16 protein-coding genes and 1 pseudogene are annotated in these 16,442 nt (G+C 71.5%); 14 read left to right on the top strand and 3 right to left on the bottom strand.

What is annotated here, in order from left to right; all coding sequences use genetic code 11:
- The first annotated feature begins 24 nt into the window (after window positions 1–24).
- The 3 genes from folP to folK are packed head-to-tail and all read left to right on the top strand — an operon-like array spanning window position 25 to window position 1,692.
- Window positions 25–828 (top strand): dihydropteroate synthase, encoded by an 804-nt coding sequence (gene folP / locus BAY60_RS02555; RefSeq protein ID WP_112279201.1) that lies wholly within the window; start codon window positions 25–27, stop codon window positions 826–828.
- Entirely contained in the window at window positions 825–1,187 is a 363-nt protein-coding gene (gene folB / locus BAY60_RS02550) for a dihydroneopterin aldolase (protein ID WP_211330168.1), read from the top strand. The genes folP and folB overlap by 4 nt, the downstream gene beginning before the upstream one ends.
- Window positions 1,188–1,194: 7 nt before the next feature.
- The gene (folK, locus tag BAY60_RS02545; protein ID WP_112279200.1) at window positions 1,195–1,692 is read left to right on the top strand and encodes a 2-amino-4-hydroxy-6-hydroxymethyldihydropteridine diphosphokinase; all 498 of its coding nucleotides are present in this window, start codon (window positions 1,195–1,197) and stop codon (window positions 1,690–1,692) included.
- A gap of 36 nt (window positions 1,693–1,728) precedes the next feature.
- Here the strand turns inward: folK and BAY60_RS02540 are convergent, their stop codons facing one another.
- Window positions 1,729–2,676, bottom strand: a complete 948-nt coding sequence (locus BAY60_RS02540; protein ID WP_245992279.1) for a MerR family transcriptional regulator — start codon at window positions 2,674–2,676, stop codon at window positions 1,729–1,731.
- Between the two features lie 81 nt (window positions 2,677–2,757).
- Between BAY60_RS02540 and BAY60_RS02535 the strand changes: the two genes are divergently transcribed.
- From BAY60_RS02535 to BAY60_RS02495, 9 genes are all read left to right on the top strand, one after another.
- Window positions 2,758–3,219 (top strand): DUF3180 domain-containing protein, encoded by a 462-nt coding sequence (locus tag BAY60_RS02535; RefSeq protein ID WP_112279198.1) that lies wholly within the window; start codon window positions 2,758–2,760, stop codon window positions 3,217–3,219.
- A gap of 68 nt (window positions 3,220–3,287) precedes the next feature.
- A complete protein-coding gene (locus BAY60_RS02530; RefSeq protein ID WP_112279197.1) occupies window positions 3,288–5,057 on the top strand; it encodes a DUF6779 domain-containing protein in 1,770 nt (589 codons plus the stop codon).
- 93 nt (window positions 5,058–5,150) lie between these two features.
- Window positions 5,151–6,257: a PrsW family intramembrane metalloprotease gene (locus tag BAY60_RS02525; RefSeq protein WP_112280663.1), complete on the top strand. Its 1,107-nt coding sequence runs from the start codon at window positions 5,151–5,153 to the stop codon at window positions 6,255–6,257.
- A gap of 116 nt (window positions 6,258–6,373) precedes the next feature.
- Window positions 6,374–7,300, top strand: a complete 927-nt coding sequence (locus tag BAY60_RS02520; RefSeq protein ID WP_425466437.1) for a Rossmann-like and DUF2520 domain-containing protein — start codon at window positions 6,374–6,376, stop codon at window positions 7,298–7,300.
- Window positions 7,297–8,211, top strand: a complete 915-nt coding sequence (gene panC / locus BAY60_RS02515) for a pantoate--beta-alanine ligase (protein WP_112279195.1) — start codon at window positions 7,297–7,299, stop codon at window positions 8,209–8,211. Before BAY60_RS02520 ends, panC begins: the two co-directional genes overlap by 4 nt.
- A 13-nt stretch (window positions 8,212–8,224) precedes the next feature.
- A complete protein-coding gene (gene panD, locus BAY60_RS02510) occupies window positions 8,225–8,725 on the top strand; it encodes an aspartate 1-decarboxylase (RefSeq protein ID WP_112279194.1) in 501 nt (166 codons plus the stop codon).
- A complete protein-coding gene (locus BAY60_RS02505; RefSeq protein ID WP_112279193.1) occupies window positions 8,726–9,541 on the top strand; it encodes a type III pantothenate kinase in 816 nt (271 codons plus the stop codon). It begins immediately after the preceding gene.
- Window positions 9,542–9,597: 56 nt separating this feature from the next.
- Window positions 9,598–11,103 (top strand): lysine--tRNA ligase, encoded by a 1,506-nt coding sequence (gene lysS, locus BAY60_RS02500; protein WP_112279192.1) that lies wholly within the window; start codon window positions 9,598–9,600, stop codon window positions 11,101–11,103.
- A gap of 116 nt (window positions 11,104–11,219) precedes the next feature.
- A complete protein-coding gene (locus BAY60_RS02495; RefSeq protein WP_112279191.1) occupies window positions 11,220–11,567 on the top strand; it encodes a histone-like nucleoid-structuring protein Lsr2 in 348 nt (115 codons plus the stop codon).
- A gap of 76 nt (window positions 11,568–11,643) precedes the next feature.
- Here BAY60_RS02495 and BAY60_RS36975 read toward each other — a convergent pair.
- Window positions 11,644–11,751 (bottom strand): annotated as a pseudogene (locus BAY60_RS36975) (AraC family transcriptional regulator); the annotation flags it as partial.
- Window positions 11,752–11,964: 213 nt separating this feature from the next.
- On the opposite strand from BAY60_RS36975, the gene BAY60_RS02490 reads away from it, so the two are divergent.
- A complete protein-coding gene (locus BAY60_RS02490) occupies window positions 11,965–12,588 on the top strand; it encodes a TIGR03086 family metal-binding protein (RefSeq protein ID WP_112279190.1) in 624 nt (207 codons plus the stop codon).
- A 42-nt stretch (window positions 12,589–12,630) separates the two neighbouring features.
- Here BAY60_RS02490 and BAY60_RS02485 read toward each other — a convergent pair whose 3' ends face one another.
- Entirely contained in the window at window positions 12,631–13,464 is an 834-nt protein-coding gene (locus BAY60_RS02485; protein WP_425466436.1) for a (2Fe-2S)-binding protein, read from the bottom strand.
- A gap of 377 nt (window positions 13,465–13,841) precedes the next feature.
- Here BAY60_RS02485 and BAY60_RS02480 point away from each other — a divergent pair, with 377 nt between their 5' ends.
- Window positions 13,842–16,394 (top strand): ATP-dependent Clp protease ATP-binding subunit, encoded by a 2,553-nt coding sequence (locus tag BAY60_RS02480; RefSeq protein WP_112279189.1) that lies wholly within the window; start codon window positions 13,842–13,844, stop codon window positions 16,392–16,394.
- The last annotated feature ends 48 nt before the right edge of the window (window positions 16,395–16,442 follow it).

Below are 16,442 nucleotides of genomic sequence, written 5' to 3'. Positions count from 1 at the left end.
CCGTCGCCGGGCCGGTGTGCCGTCATGGGCATCCTCAACGTCACGCCCGACTCGTTCTCCGACGGGGGCCGCTACCTGAGCCGGGAGGACGCGCTCGCCCACGCGCACGCGATGTGGCGGCGGGGCGCCGACATCATCGACGTGGGTGGCGAGTCCACCCGGCCCGGTTCCCTGCGCGTGGACGCCGAGACCGAGCAGGCTCGCGTGCTGCCGGTGATCAGGGCGCTCGCCGCCGACGGGCTGCTGCTGTCGGTGGACACCACGCGCGCGGCCGTGGCCGCCGCCGCCGTCGAGGCGGGCGCGGCCGTCATCAACGACGTCTCGGGCGGGCTCGCCGACCCGGACATGGCCCGCGTCGCCGCCGACGCCGGAGTGCCGTGGGTGCTGATGCACTGGCGCGGGCACAGCAAGGACATGAACGCGCTCGCCACCTACGACGACGTCGTGGCGCAGGTGCGCGACGAGCTGAGTGCCCGGGTCGACGAGGCGCTGGCCGCGGGGGTCGCCGAGCGCTCGATCGTGCTCGATCCCGGGCTCGGGTTCGCCAAGACCGCCGGGCACGACTGGGCGCTGCTGCACAACCTGGACGTGCTGCTGGCCATGGGCTTTCCGGTGCTGGTCGGGGCATCCCGCAAGCGTTTTCTCGGCAAGCTGCTCGCCGATGCCGAGGGCGACCCGCGCCCGCCGTCCGGCCGCGAGGTGGCCACGGCAGCGGTGTCGGCGCTCGCCGCGCAGGCGGGTGCGTGGTGCGTGCGGGTGCACGACGTCGGCGCCTCGCTCGACGCCGTGCAGGTCGCCGCGGCGTGGGGACGCGGTGGCGACAAGTGAGCGGTGACCACATCACGCTGACCGGCCTGCGCGTGTTCGGCAGGCACGGCGTGTTCGAGCACGAGAAGCGCGACGGGCAGGAGTTCGTCGTGGACATCACCGCCTGGCTCGACCTGACACGCGCGGCGGCGTCCGACGAGCTCACCGACACGCTGCACTACGGCGAGCTGGCCCAGCGCGCGGCGGACATCGTCGGAGGAGAGCCGTGCGACCTCATCGAGAGCGTCGCAGGCCGGATCGCCGACGAGACGATGAAGGACGCACGGCTGCGGGCCGTCGAGGTCACCGTGCACAAGCCGTCGGCACCGATTCCGCTGACCTTCGCCGACGTCGCCGTGACGATCCGGCGCGAGCGGTGAGGCTCCGATGAGCAGGGCGGTGCTCTCGCTGGGGTCCAATCTCGGCGACCGGCTCGGCTTCCTGCGACTGGCGGTCGACGGCCTGCGCGACGCGCTCGTGGCCGTGTCCGCGGTCTACGAGACGGAGCCGTGGGGAGTGTCGGACCAGCCGGACTTCCTCAACGCGGTGTGCATCGTGGATGATCCGGCCCGCGACCACTGGGCGTGGCTGCGCGCCGGGCAGGAGCTGGAGCGGCGGGCCGAGCGGGTGCGCGAGCAGCGCTGGGGCCCGCGCACCCTCGACGTGGACGTCGTGACCGTCGACGACGTGCGCTCCGAGGACCCCGAGCTGCTGCTGCCGCATCCGGGCACGCCCGAGCGGGCCACGGTGTTGATCCCGTGGCTGGAGATCGACCCGCACGCCGAGGTGCCGGGCCACGGCAGCGTGGCCGGCCTGCTGGCCGCGCTGCCGCGGGCCGACCGCGACGGTGTCCGCCGCCTCCCGGAGCTCACCCTGCTGCCCTGACGCCACCGGCGCCGGCGGCCGGCACACTCGGCGGGGTCAGGCCGCCGAGGCGCGGATCGCCGCGACGATCCACTGGGCGGCGGCGTTGCGGCTCGGGATCGGCGGCCAGCCGTTGATCACGGCGAGCAGCTGCCAGTAGCGCTCGGCACGCGGGTCGGCGCCCGAACCGATCAGCTCCGCCAGCCGCGTCCGGAACTCCGGACCGTCGGTGTCGCCCTCGCCCAACGAAACGTGGACGACATCGTCGGCCAGCTGCCTGCCCTGCGGGGAAGCAGGCTCCAGCCCCGCGCCGAGCGCGTCCTCGGCCCGCTCGATCCAGCCGCACCAGTGCTCCTGCTGCGCCCTGTTGCGGGCGTCGGTGTCCTCGCCCGCGTCCCGCCGGCGTGCCTGCTCCTCACCCATGCCACGGATCAGCCGCCGGAAGTCGGAGTCCTGCACGAGTTCGGCGAACTCGAGCCACGCCTCCAGCTGCTCCGGCGAGGGGTCGTCGGGCAGCTCCGGCTTGGCCGAGCGCATGCGCGCGTAGAACTCGGAGTTGACGTCCAGCCCCTCGCTCACCTCGTGCCAGAACTCGTCGACGAGCCGCTTGCGCTCCTCGTCGGGCATCGACGCCAGCCTGTTCATCAACTTCACCTCGTCCAGCTCGGATTTCCGTTTCGCCACCGCGCGCAGCACCGCACGGCGCAGCCGCAGCACGCGGATCTGCTCGTCGAGCACCTCCACGTGCTTGGCGGCCAGCGCGGAGACGCTCTGCGCACTCGCCAGCACGCCCTCCACGTCCGCGAGCCCGATGCCCAGCTCCCGCAGTGTCCGCACCAGTTCGAGCCTGGCGAGCGCGGCCGCGTCGTAGAGCCGGTACCCGGCGTGCGTGCGATCGGTGGGCGGGAGCAGGCCCTCGTCGGAGTAGAACCGGATCGTCTTGACGGACAGCCCCGTCCGCCGCGCCAGCTCACCGATCGTGAACACGCTGAACCTCCCCCGCACGGATCCATGCTGAAGTCTCCAGTCGGTGGAGAGTCAACCACGAGGCCGAAGCCGGTGCGGTGACTCGCCTACGGTGGAGGCATGCACTTCACACGGCCTCGGGAGCTGCTCGTCGCCGGGATCATCGGCCTCGGACTCGTGTACCTGATGTTCGAGGTGGCCTACGAGTCGGTGCCCAGGCTGCCTGCGCTGGCCGGGGTGACGCTGCTCGTGCTCGCGGCGGTCGAGGTCGTGCTCGCCTACGTGATCCGCGACCGCATCCGTTCGGGCCGGGTGGTGACGGGTGTCGGCATCGCGCGCGCCGTCGCGCTGGCCAAGGCCTCGTCACTGCTGGGCGCGCTCATGCTCGGCGCCTGGCTGGCCGGGGTGGTCTACCTGGCGCCGAGGGCGGAGGAGCTCACCGCGGCCTCCGCGGACCTGCCCGCCGCCATCGTGGGCGCCTGTTGCGCGGCCGTGCTGATCGCCGCCGCCCTCTGGCTGGAGCACTGCTGCCGCGCACCGGAGCCACGTGATCGGGACGACGATCGGAGAGTGACCGGTTAACGCTTCGTGCCCACCGCTCGAAGTACCGACGAGGTCTCAGATGGATTACCAGAAGGTACGGTGTGGGCATGACTGGCGTGGGTGACGACTCGCGCGGCCAATCCGTGGGTAGGCCGTGGCTCATCATGGGCGTCGTCCTCGCCGTGGGCTCGACGCTGGCGCTGGTGCTGACCAACGACCTGCGCTGGCTGAAGCTCGGCATCGTCGCCGCCCTCTGGGCCGCCCTCATCGGAGCCTTCGTCGCCGCCCGCTACCGCAAGCAGGCTGCCGCAACGGAAGAGTCCGCTGCGCAGGCGCAGGAGATCTACGAACTGGAGCTGGAGCGCGAGATCGCCGCTCGCCGCGAGTTCGAGCTGGAAGTCGAGGCCGACACCCGGCAACAGGTCGAGGAGGAGGCGCGCGAGGAGCTGGAAGCCCTCCGCGCGGAGGTCACGGCGCTGCGGGAAAGCCTGCAGGCGCTTTTCGGCGGTGAGGTGCTCTGGGAGCGGGTGGCCCTCACCGCGCAGTCGACCCGCATGCGTTCGATCGGTGAGGAGCCGAGGCTTGTGACCGCTGCGGAGCCGAACGGCAAAGCCCCGGCACAGATCACCACAGCCAAGAAGGCCGCCGAGGGGACCGACCGGCCGACGGAGCTGATCGGCAAGATCCGTGACCTCGACGACGCGGCGGCCGCCAGGGCCCGCCGGAAGCCGCCCGCGCCGCAGGAGCCCGCGCCTGGCCAGTTCGTGCCGCGCCCGTCGCGGCCGCACGAGGACAGCAGGCCGTCGGTGCGGCCGGTGGAGCGCCAGCCGGATCCGCCGACCCGGCGGGTGCGGCCCGCCGAGGGCTCCGGCCGGGTCGCGGCCAGCGTCGCCGAGGCGGCGAGCCGGGCGCGGGCCGAGCGCTCGCGCCCCCAGCAGGCCCCGGCGGAGCAGCCTGCCCCGCCACCGGCGAAGCCCGTGCAACCCAGGCCGGCCCAGCCCGCCGAGCGGGCCGGGCACACGCCCGCGCCCCCGTCGAGACCGGCACGGCAGCCCGCGCCGAGCGAGCCGACCAGGCCGGCCATGGAGCACGTGGCTCGCGGCAGGCCCGCCTCCAGCGTGGCGCCGCCCTCGCGCCAGCAGGGCGCCCCGGAACCACCGACCACCTACACGCACAGCGTCGACCCGGACCGGGCGCCCGGCTGGGAGCGGCCCGGCGACCAGCGGCCGGAGCCTTCGGCCCGGCCCGAGCCGACCCGGGCCGAGACCCGCCGGGCCGAGCGGCCCGTACGCCCCGCCCAGCCCGGCCGTCCCGCCCCGCCGTCCGTCGGAGAGCGGGCGCCGCGCGCCGAGACGCCCGAGCGCCCGGAACCTGCCCAGCGTCCCGACCCGGTGCAGCGTCCCGAGCCCCGGTTCGACAGCGCCGGGAGCGCGGGCTCCCACCGCAAGCCCGAGCAGCCGGCCGAGCCGAACCCCGAGCCTGAGGCCGCTCCGCAGCCCAACCCGACGCTCCCGCCCGCCATTCGTGACCTGCAGGGCAGGCCGGGTGGTCGCAGGCGCAAGCCCGAATCCGACGACGACGCCGCCCACTCCGCCCCGGCGTCCGCCTCCGGCGGCGGAGGGCGGCGGCACCGGCCCGAGGGCGAGCCGCCGCCGTGGGAAAGCCTCGCCGCCGGTTCCGGCGCCAGCGGCAACGGCTCCCGGCACTCGACAGGCGAGAGCAACGGCAGCGGTGGCAGGCGGAGGGCGCCCGAGCCCGCTGACGAGCCCGCCGAACCGAGGGGTTCCCACGCCGAGGGCCGCTCGGTGAGCGAGCTGCTCGCCGCCCACGGGGCGGGCGGCTCGGTGCCGCGCCGGAGGCGCCGCGCCGACGACTGACGGCGGGCTGGTTAGGGTGCCCGCGTGACGACGGGAGCCAAGACCAGCGAGCCCGCGCGCCCGCCGCGCAGGCACACGCCGCGCCGAATCACCGTGCTGTTGCCGGTTGTCGGTCTCACCGGCGTCGCCCTGTGCGGCCTGCTGGTGTTCGGACTGGCCACCGTGCGGGTCGGCGTGCTCGCCGTGGTGATCGGGGTCATCGCCGCCGTGGTGCCGGTGGCGCTGGTGGTCGCCACGTTCCTCTGGATCGACCGCTGGGAGCCCGAGCCCGCCAAGCTGCTGCTGCTGACGTTCCTCTGGGGCGCGTGTGTGGCGACGCTTATGGCGCTGCTCATCAACGACACCGCGGCGGCCGTCGGGGACCTGCTGCTCGGCTCGGGCAACGGCGGCAAGGTCAGCGCGATCGTCTCGGCGCCGCTGGCCGAGGAGGCCGTCAAGGCCGTGCCGCTGGTGCTCATCTTCTGGCGGCGCAGGCACGAGCTCGACGGCATCGTGGACGGCATCGTGTACGCCGGGTTCTCCGCGGCCGGGTTCGCCTTCACCGAGAACATCTACTACTTCGGCCGCGCGTTCGCCGAGCAGGGCTTCGGCGACGACATGAGCTCCGGGGTGGTGGCGGCGTTCATCCTGCGTGGCGTGCTGTCACCGTTCGCGCACCCGCTGTTCACGGCCATCACCGGCATCGGGTTGGGCTACGCCGCCCGGCTGCGCGAGCGGAGCCTCAAGATCGCCGTCCCGCTTGCCGCCTACCTCGGGGCCGTGTGCCTGCACGCCCTGTGGAACGCCGCGGCCACGCTCGGCGGCGCGTCGACCTTCCTCAACGTCTACTTCCTGATCATGGTGCCGATGTTCGTCGCGGTGGTCCTGCTCGTGCTGTGGCAGCGCCGCCGCGAGCAGCGCGTCATCGCCGCCGCCCTTCCCGGGCTCGCCGCGGCGGGGCTCATCGCCCGCTCCGAGGTCGACCTGCTCGCCGACCTCTCCGCGCGCAGGCGGTGGCGCAGGCAGGCGCGCAGGGAGTCCGGGCGGCGCGCGGCCAGAGCGGTCGGCGAGTACCAGGCGAGTGTGAGCGAGGTCGCGTTCCTGCGCCGCAAGGCGGCCAGAAGCGGCGAGGTCCGCGCCCACTACGAGGAACTGCTCGACGTCGTCAGGGCCAGCAGGGCCGAGGCCGTGCGGCTCGCCAGCGGCCGCGGGCAGGGGTGACCCTGCTCGGGTGAAGCTCATCACCTACCTGCGGCGGCCCGGCGTTGCGGGAGCTACCCTCGCGCCGTCGTCTGGTACCCGCGACCGAAGAGCGGGACTGGAACGAGGCATGGGAGTTGTGGCATGAGCGTCCCCCGGAACGCGCGATGACGCGCCCCGCCCGGCTTGCGGTCGGCGTGGTCTCCGCGGGCAGGGTCGGCAGCGTTCTCGGCGCCGCCCTCGCCAGGGCCGGGCACACCGTCGTCGCGGCGTCGGGAGTCTCCGAAGCCTCCGTCCGCAGGGCCGAGCGCATGTTGCCCGGCGTGCCCCTGCTGCCGCCCGACGAGGTCGCGCGGCGGGCCGACCTGGTGCTGCTCGCCCTGCCCGACGACACGCTCGCCCCCATGACCGCGGGCCTCGCCAAGGCGGGTGCCTTCCGCGCGGGCCAGATCGTCGTGCACACCTCCGGCGCGCACGGGGTGAGCGTGCTGGCTCCGGCCACCGAACTCGGCGCGCTGCCGCTGGCGCTGCATCCCGTGATGACCTTCGCGGGCAGAAGCGAGGACCTGGAGCGGATGGCCTCGTGCAGTGTCGGCGTCACCGCCGCGGAGGGCGACGAGGCCGGCTGGAATGTCGGGGAGGCGCTGACCGTTGAGATGGGCGCGGAACCGGTGCGGATCCCGGAGGCGGCGAGGCCGCGCTACCACGCCGCGCTGGCCCACGGGGCCAACCACCTCGTGACACTGGTCGCCGACTGTGCCGAACTGCTGCGGGAGGGTGGGGTCGCCAATGCCGAACGTCTGCTCGCCCCGCTGCTGTCCGCCGCGCTGGACAACGTGCTGCGGCACGGCGACCGCGCGCTGACCGGGCCGGTCGCGCGGGGCGACACCGGCACCGTCGCGACGCACCTGCGGGTGCTGGCGGAGCAGGCGCCGGACGTGGCACCGACCTATGCCACGCTTGCCCGGCGCACGGTCGCGCGCGCCACCGGCGCGGGCCTGCTCGGCGCCGGCGCGGCGGCCGAGATCACCGAACTCCTCGACAACGGACGTGAGAATCCATGACCGCCCCCCAGTTCACCCGAGGCACGCTCAATGTCTACCGGGCGCCCGCCGACGTCACGAAGGTGACCTCGGCGCTGCGCGCCGTGGGGCGCAACGTCGCGCTGGTGCCGACGATGGGCGCCCTGCACGCGGGTCACCGGGAGCTGCTGCGCCGCGCGAAGCGGCTGCCGAACACGATCGTGGCGGCCTCCATCTTCGTCAATCCGTTGCAGTTCGGGGAGGGTGAGGACTTCGAGGCCTATCCGCGCCCACTCGAGCGTGACCTCGACGTGCTCAGGGAACTGGGCGTGGAGATCGCGTTCACGCCGGAGGCCTCGCAGCTCTACGAGGACGGCGCCGCCGTCACCGTGCATCCCGGGCCGCTCGGCGACGAGCTGGAGGGCGCGTCGAGGCCCGGTCACTTCACCGGCGTGCTCACGGTGGTGGCGAAGCTGTTCAACGTCGTCCGGCCGCACTACGCGCTCTTCGGGGAGAAGGACTACCAGCAGCTCGTGCTGATCAAGCGGATGGTGCGCGACCTGAACGTCGACACCCGCGTGCTCGGTGTGCCGACCGTGCGGGAGCCGGACGGTCTGGCGCTGTCCTCGCGCAACGTCTACCTCACGCCCGAGCAGCGGGAGCAGGCCGTGGCGCTGTCGGCGGCACTCGGGGCGGGTGCGCGCGCCGGGCGGAACGGGCAGCGGGCGGTGCTCGACGCCGCGCGGGCCACCCTGGCCGAGTATCCCGGGGTGGCTGTGGATTATCTGGAGTTGAGGGGAACCGACCTGGGGGCCGCACCCGTCGATGGGGAAGCGCGCCTGCTGGTCGCCGCGAGGGTCGGGGCAACCCGGCTCATCGACAACACCGGTGTCCTGCTCGGTCTCGCGGCCGAGCGGGGGCTGGAGCGGTCCACAGAGGACGCAGGGGTATAGAGGAGAGTCCGCCATGTATCGCACGATGCTGAAGTCGAAGATCCACAGAGCCACTGTCACGCAGGCCGACCTGCACTACGTCGGTTCGGTGACGGTGGACGAGACGCTCATGGAGGCGGCCGACCTCCTGCCGGGCGAGCAGGTGTCCATCGTGGACATCACCAACGGCGCCCGGCTGGAGACCTACGTCATCAAGGGCGAGCGGGACAGCGGGGTCATCGGCATCAATGGCGCCGCGGCGCATCTGGTGCACCCCGGTGACCTGGTGATCCTCATCGCCTACGGGCAGATGGACTCCGCGGAGGCCGCGTCGTTCGAGCCGAGGATCGTCTTCGTCGACGCCGACAACCGCATCGTCCAGGCGGGCAGTGACCCGGCCGAGGCGCCGGAGGGCTCGGGGCTGGTCAGCGGCGCGCTGCCGATCGGCGGGCAGAACGACGGTGGCCAGACGTTCCCGGTCGCCGAGACGGTCGACGCCGCGAGGCTCGACGCGTTGCTCCACGCGGAGAGCTAGTTGCTGCTCACCGTCGACGTCGGCAACACGAACATCGTTCTCGGGCTGTTCTCGGGGAGGGGCGAGCAGGCCGAGCTGGTTCGTGACTGGCGGATGCGCACCGACGCGCGCATCACGGCCGACGAGCTGGCGTTGACGATGCGCGGCCTGCTCGGCGAGTTCGCCGACGCCGTTACCGGCATCAGCGCGCTGTCGACGGTGCCCGCGGTGCTGCGTGAGCTGCGGGTGATGCTCGGCAGGTACTACCCGAGGGTGCCGAAGGTGGTGGTGGAGCCCGGGGTGCGCACCGGGGTTCCGCTGCTGGTCGACAACCCCAAGGAGGTGGGCGCCGACCGGCTGGTGAACACGCTCGCCGCGCACCACCTGCACAACACGGCGTGCGTGGTGGTGGATTTCGGCACCTCCACGAACGTGGACGCCATCTCGGCGAAGGGCGAGTTCCTCGGCGGGGCGTTCGCGCCCGGCATCGAGATCTCCGTGGACGCGCTGGCGGCGCGCGCGGCCGCGCTGCGCAAGGTCGAGCTGGTGCGGCCGAGGTCGGTGATCGGCAAGAACACCGTGGAATGCCTGCAGTCCGGCATCCTCTTCGGCTTCGCAGGCCAGGTCGACGGGCTGGTGCGCCGGATAGCCCACGAGCTGTCCGCGGGGGGTGGCGGCCCGGTGGAGGTGATCGCCACCGGCGGCCTGGCGCCGTTGATGGTCGGCGAGGCGGAGACGATCACCGAACACGTGCCGGAGCTGACCCTGCTGGGCCTGCGGCTGGTGTACGAGCGCAACATCAACGCTCCCGGATCCCGCCACGCTTCCCGGGCCTGAGCGCAACCGCCAACCGGTTCACGCCGGTCGCGGGGGTGTTCGTACCCTAAAGCCCCATGAGCGATGTTCCCGAGCACCCGAAGACAGAGGACGACCTGCCGGAGCAGATGCGGGTGCGCCGGGAGAAGCGTGACCGGATCCTCGCCGAGGGCCACGAACCCTATCCGGTGGAGGTTCCGCGCACCCACACGCTGGCCGAGGTCCGCGCCGCGCACTCCGGCCTGCCCGCCGACACGCAGACGGGCGAGACGGTCGGTGTCACCGGTCGCGTGATGTTCCTGCGCAACACCGGCAAGCTGTGCTTCGCCACGCTGCGCGAGGGCGACGGCACGGAGCTGCAGGCCATGCTGAGTCTCGCGAAGGTCGGCGAGGAGGCGCTGTCGGCGTGGAAGTCCGACGTCGACCTCGGCGACCACGTGTTCGTGCGCGGCGAGGTGATCACCTCACGGCGTGGCGAACTGTCCGTGCTGGCCGACGAGTGGCAGCTCACGGCGAAGGCTCTGCGCCCGCTGCCCGTCGCGCACAAGGAGCTGGCCGAGGAGACGCGGATTCGCCAGCGCTACGTCGACCTGATCCTGCGGCCGAAGGCACGCGACGTGGTGCGCACGCGGGCCACCGTGGTCCGCGCGCTGCGGGAGTCGTTCCACCGGCGCGGCTACACCGAGGTCGAGACGCCGATGCTGCAGACGTTGCACGGTGGTGCGTCGGCCCGGCCGTTCGTGACGCATTCCAACGCCTTCGACATGGATGTGTACCTGCGGATCGCGCCGGAGCTCTACCTCAAGCGTTGTGTGGTCGGGGGGATCGAGAAGGTCTTCGAGATCAACCGCAACTTCCGCAACGAAGGCAGTGACTCCTCGCATTCTCCCGAGTTCGCGATGCTCGAATACTACGAGGCGTATGCGACCTACGACACAATTGGCGTGCTGACGCGCGAGGTGGTGCAGGAAGCGGCGGAGGCAGCATTCGGTTCCCAGGTTGTCACGCTCAATGACGGAACCGAGTACGACCTGTCCGGCGAGTGGGCGGCAATCACAATGTACGGTTCGCTCTCGGATGCGCTCGGCGAGGAGGTCACGCCGGAAACATCGGTGGAGAAACTCCGGTCTTTCGCCGACGCGCGCGGGCTCGAGGTGGATCCGGCGCTGGGGCACGGCAAGCTCGTCGAAGAACTGTGGGAGCATCTGGTCGGCGACCATCTGCACGCGCCGACATTCGTCAGGGACTTCCCCGTGGAAACGTCGCCGCTCACCCGGCAGCACCGCAGCCAGGAGGGCGTCGCCGAGAAATGGGACCTCTACGTCCGTGGATTCGAGCTGGCGACGGGGTACTCGGAGCTGGTCGACCCGGTGGTGGAGCGGCAAAGGCTCACCGAGCAGGCCCGCCTCGGCGCCAAGGGCGACAGCGAGGCGATGCAGCTCGACGAGGATTTCCTGCGGGCGCTGGAGTACGGAATGCCGCCCACCGGTGGTGCCGGAATGGGCGTGGACCGGTTGCTGATGGCGCTGACCGGTCTCGGTATCCGGGAAACGATCCTGTTTCCGCTGGTCCGTCCTGAATAGTGCTTTACGGATTTGCCTTTGCTGGTGCCAACCGGTATCAATGTGCCTAGTCAAGACTTTCGACAGGGCGTGGGCATGCACGCTGTCCTGGTTACGGCTTAAACAGGAGGAAACTGATGGCGCAGAAGGTCCTTGTCTCTCTGATCGACGACCTGGACGGGTCGGAGGCGGAAGAGACCGTCGAGTTCGGCCTCGACGGCGTGAGCTACGAGATCGACCTCTCCGCGGAAAATGCGGAGGAATTGCGTGACGCTCTCGCCCAGTATGTCGAGCACGCGCGGCGGGCGGGTGGCCGGAAGCGTCCTTCCGGCAGGGGCAACGCGAAGCAGGCTTCGCGTCCTGCCTCGGTGGACAGGGAACAGAACCAGGCCATTCGCGCGTGGGCGCGCAAGAACGGTTACGAGGTTTCCGACCGTGGCCGGATTCCTTCCGAGGTCGTCGAGGCCTACCACAAGAAGAACTGAGGCGGATGTCCGCCCGTGAGAACGGCCTCCCGGCAACCTGGTTCCGGGAGGCCGTTTCGCGTGTGCGGGGTCCGGCTCAGACCCGGCCGCGGGCATAGGCGGCCGGAGGGGCGCCGACGGCGGCCGCGAAGTCCCGCGTGAAGTGCGCCTGGTCGCTGTAGCCGAGCTCGGCCGCCAGCGCCGCGGGCTCGTGCCGCGTCAGCTCGAACCCGGCCGTCCGGTGGCCCGCCAAGCAGCCCCTGGGGGATGCGCACCACGCGACGACCCTAACCACGTCCCGCGAGTCCTGCGTTCAGGCCCGCGAGTCCTGCGCCCAGGCCCGCGAGTTCTGCGTTCGAGGCCGCAGCCTGGCGCCTTTGTTCAAGGCGCGTGCGGCAGCGTGCGGTGTGCTGGGGGCATGTCCGGCCTTGCCGAACCGATCGCCACGGCGGCCGCGGAGTTCCGCGGCGTCGTGCGCGGCCTGCGCGCCGACCAGCTGTCCCTGCCCACCCCGTGTGCCGAGTACGACGTGCGCGGTCTGCTCAACCACCTCCTCTACTGGGCCCCGAGGCTGCTGGCCGCCGCACGCAAGGCGCCGCCCCCGCCGCCGGAGCCGCGCGAGGAGGCATCCCGGCTGGTCACCGGCGACTGGTCCGATCGGCTCGTCACCTGCGCCGGCGAGCTGGCCTCCGCATTGCGACAGCCGGAAGCGTGGCAGGGCACCACCACGATGGGCTGGAGCGAACTGCCCGCGTCGATGATCGGCCGGATGGTGCTGTGCGAGTTCGTCGTGCACGGCTGGGACCTGGCGACGGCCACCGGGCGGCCGCTGCGCTGCGAGCGATCCGTCGCCGTGGCCGCCGAGCGGGTCATGCGCGAGCTGGGCGAGTCGGGGCGCGCGAGGAACGTCTTCGGCCCCGAGGTCCCGATCGCCGCGGACGCACCCGCGCTGGAGAAGGCGCTGGCCATGTCGGGCCGGGACCCCTCCTGGAGGTCCTCAACGCAGAACTCGCGGGTCAGAGCGCAGAACTCGCGGGCCTGAGCGCAGGACTCGCGGGTCTGAGCGCAGGACTCGCGGGTCGGGTCACGGCTTCGGGCTGCGGCGGGGGCAGGCGTCGCATTCGGTGCGCCCGGGCAGCAGGTAGGTGAAGCAGCAGCTCTCCCTGCGCCGCGCCCACACCCGCCTGTCGTCCTCGCCGGTCTCCATGCGCAACGTCGAGGCCGAGGTCAACGGCGGAAACCGGGACTGGAGCACGAGCGCGGCGTCGGCGACGCCGGCGCCCTCGTCGCCACCGTCGAGCCCGGCCCACCACAGGCAGGCGTCGAGCGCGTCGGTGGCGCCCGCCCAGAGCATCCGGGTGCCCAGCGGGCTGATCGGGGCGTACGCGCGCACGAACCGCGCCGCGTGCGCGGTGAACCGTGCCCTCAGCACCGCGGCCAGCGCGCGCTCGTCGGCCACCACGGTCGCCTCCGGCCTGGTCGCGCCGGGGTCGAACGGCAGGCAGTAGAACGAACCCCCGAGCACCGCGATGCCGTCCGGTTCGGGCCTGCCCCTGCCCGCCGTGCGCACGGCCAGCTCCTCGGGCCGCAGCGAGGGCACCCTCCGCTCGTGGTGCAGCAGCAGCGCGCCGACGTGGGCGGGCACCCGCAGGTACCAGGACATGACGTAGCTGGCGGTGGTCCTGGCGTCGGCGTCGCCGTACTCCTGGCGCAGCCAGCGCGCGAGCCGCGCCCGCCACTCGCCCAGCCTGCGCGGCTGAGCGAGCAGGTCGGAGCAGCGTTGCCAGCCTCCGCCCGCGAGCCCCGTGGTCAGCTCCACCCGCCGCTGCAGGCCCGCGACCCTGGCGATCGACCCGCCGAGCGTGTCCAGATCGACGCGAGTGTGTCGAGCATCACGGAGAGACCGGTCAACGGTCACGCGCTCGCCTCCACTGCTCCGTCCAGGTAATTAGGGATGCCTTACCTTACCGTTCGTGGCAGGGGGCGCCAGCCCGGGCGCCCGATCGGGCGACGCCTGGTCGGCTCAGCCTGTTCGCGGTGAGCGGACAGCGGCCCGAACCGGAATCGGGTGCGGGCCGTGTGCGTTGTTCCAGACGTCAACAGCCAGCAACAAGTCGACTGTGTGTGCGGCGCGCAACCGCTCGCCGGCCGATGCGAGTGGTGTCCAATCCGCCCTGGCGGTACGCCGACACGTGCGCTTGGCTACTACAGTGGTCTTACGGTGCCGGACTCGTCGACCTTCTCCGGAAGTCGCGACGAGGTCGGGCCGCCGGCGCAGCAGTCGAGGGAGTGGGAATGTTCGAGAGGTTCACCGACCGCGCGAGGCGGGTGGTTGTCCTGGCCCAGGAAGAGGCCCGGATGCTCAACCACAACTACATCGGCACCGAGCACATCCTCCTGGGTCTGATCCACGAGGGTGAGGGTGTCGCCGCCAAGGCGCTGGAGTCGTTGGGTATCGCGCTGGAGGGCGTCCGCCAGCAGGTCGAGGAGATCATCGGCCAGGGGCAGCAGGCCCCGAGCGGGCACATTCCCTTCACGCCGCGTGCCAAGAAGGTGCTGGAGCTGTCGCTGCGCGAGGCGCTGCAGCTCGGCCACAACTACATCGGCACGGAGCACATCCTGCTCGGCCTCATCCGTGAGGGCGAGGGCGTCGCTGCGCAGGTGCTCGTCAAGCTCGGCGCCGACCTCAACCGGGTCCGCCAGCAGGTACTGCAGCTGCTGTCCGGCTACCAGGGCAAGGAGCCTGCCGAGGCGGGCGCGGGCCGTGGTGAGGGCACCCCGTCGTCCTCCCTGGTGCTCGACCAGTTCGGCCGGAACCTCACCGCGTCCGCGCGGGAGGGCAAGCTCGACCCGGTCATCGGTCGCGCCAAGGAGATCGAGCGCGTCATGCAGGTGCTGTCGCGCCGGACCAAGAACAACCCGGTGCTGATCGGCGAGCCGGGCGTCGGCAAGACGGCCGTCGTCGAGGGCCTTGCCCAGAACATCGTCAAGGGCGAGGTGCCCGAGACGCTGAAGGACAAGCAGCTCTACACGCTGGACCTCGGGTCGCTGGTCGCCGGTTCCCGCTACCGTGGTGACTTCGAAGAGCGCCTGAAGAAGGTGCTCAAGGAGATCAAGACCCGCGGCGACATCATCCTGTTCATCGACGAGCTGCACACGCTCGTCGGCGCGGGTGCCGCCGAGGGCGCGATCGACGCGGCGAGCATCCTCAAGCCGATGCTGGCCCGTGGCGAGCTGCAGACCATCGGCGCCACGACGCTCGAGGAGTACCGCAAGTACATCGAGAAGGACGCCGCGCTGGAGCGCCGCTTCCAGCCGATCCAGGTCGGCGAGCCCTCGCTCGAGCACACGATCGAGATCCTCAAGGGCCTGCGCGACCGGTACGAGGCACACCACCGTGTCTCGATCACCGACTCGGCGCTGGTCGCCGCCGCGACGCTGGCCGACCGCTACATCAACGACCGGTTCCTGCCGGACAAGGCGATCGACCTGATCGACGAGGCAGGCGCCCGGATGCGCATCCGCCGCATGACGGCCCCGCCGGACCTGCGCGAGTTCGACGAGAAGATCGCCGACGTGCGCAGGGAGAAGGAGTCGGCCATCGACGCGCAGGACTTCGAGCGGGCCGCCCGCCTGCGCGACGAGGAGAAGACCCTCCTCGGCCAGAAGTCCGAGCGCGAGAAGCAGTGGAAGGACGGTGACCTGGACGTCGTCGCCGAGGTCGACGACGAGCAGATCGCCGAGGTCCTCGCCAACTGGACCGGCATCCCGGTGTTCAAGCTCACCGAGGAGGAGACCACGCGTCTGCTCCGCATGGAGACCGAGCTGCACAAGCGGATCATCGGCCAGGAGGACGCCGTCAAGGCGGTCTCGCAGGCGATCCGGCGTACCCGCGCCGGCCTGAAGGACCCGAAGCGGCCGTCCGGCTCGTTCATCTTCGCCGGCCCGTCCGGCGTCGGTAAGACCGAGCTGTCCAAGGCGCTGGCCAACTTCCTGTTCGGTGAGGACGACGCCCTGATCCAGATCGACATGGGCGAGTTCCACGACCGCTACACCGCCTCGCGGCTGTTCGGTGCCCCTCCGGGCTACGTCGGCTACGAGGAGGGCGGCCAGCTCACCGAGAAGGTGCGCCGCAAGCCGTTCTCCGTGGTCCTGTTCGACGAGATCGAGAAGGCCCACCAGGAGATCTACAACACCCTCCTCCAGGTGCTGGAGGACGGTCGGCTCACCGACGGCCAGGGCCGCACGGTCGACTTCAAGAACACGGTGCTGATCTTCACCTCCAACCTGGGCACGCAGGACATCTCCAAGTCCGTGAGCCTCGGCTTCTCTTCCGGCAACGACGAAGGGTCGCGCTACGAGAAGATGAAGCAGAAGGTCAACGAGGAGATGAAGAAGCACTTCCGGCCCGAGTTCCTGAACCGCATCGACGACATCATCGTCTTCCACCAGCTCACGCAGGACCAGATCATCGAGATGGTGGACCTCATGGCGACCCGGGTCGAAGAGGCGCTCAAGGGCAAGGACATGGAGCTCGAGCTCACCGAAAGGGCGAAGGCGCTGCTCGCCAAGCGCGGTTTCGACCCGGTGCTCGGCGCCCGTCCGCTGCGCCGGACCATCCAGCGGGAGATCGAGGACCAGCTGTCCGAGAAGATCCTGTTCGGCGACCTGCAGCCGGGCCAGATCGTGATCGTCGACGTGGACGGCTGGGAGATCGGCGACGAGCGTGACGACAAGGCCACGTTCGTCTTCCGCGGCGAGTCCAAGCCGATGGACGTGCCGGACGCTCCGCCGGTGAGCATCGGTGCCTCCAGTGGTGAGGAGACCGGCGAGGCCGAGAACGAGTAGTCGTCCTCGCGATACCGGACGAACCCGACGCCCCCGCGCACCGCGCGG

This window comes from Prauserella muralis (genome assembly GCF_003202285.1).
GTDB classification, from domain to species: Bacteria; Actinomycetota; Actinomycetes; order Mycobacteriales; family Pseudonocardiaceae; genus Prauserella_B; species Prauserella_B muralis.
The sequence above is the reverse complement of the archived record's forward strand: the minus strand, read 5'-3'. Positions and strand labels throughout refer to the sequence as shown.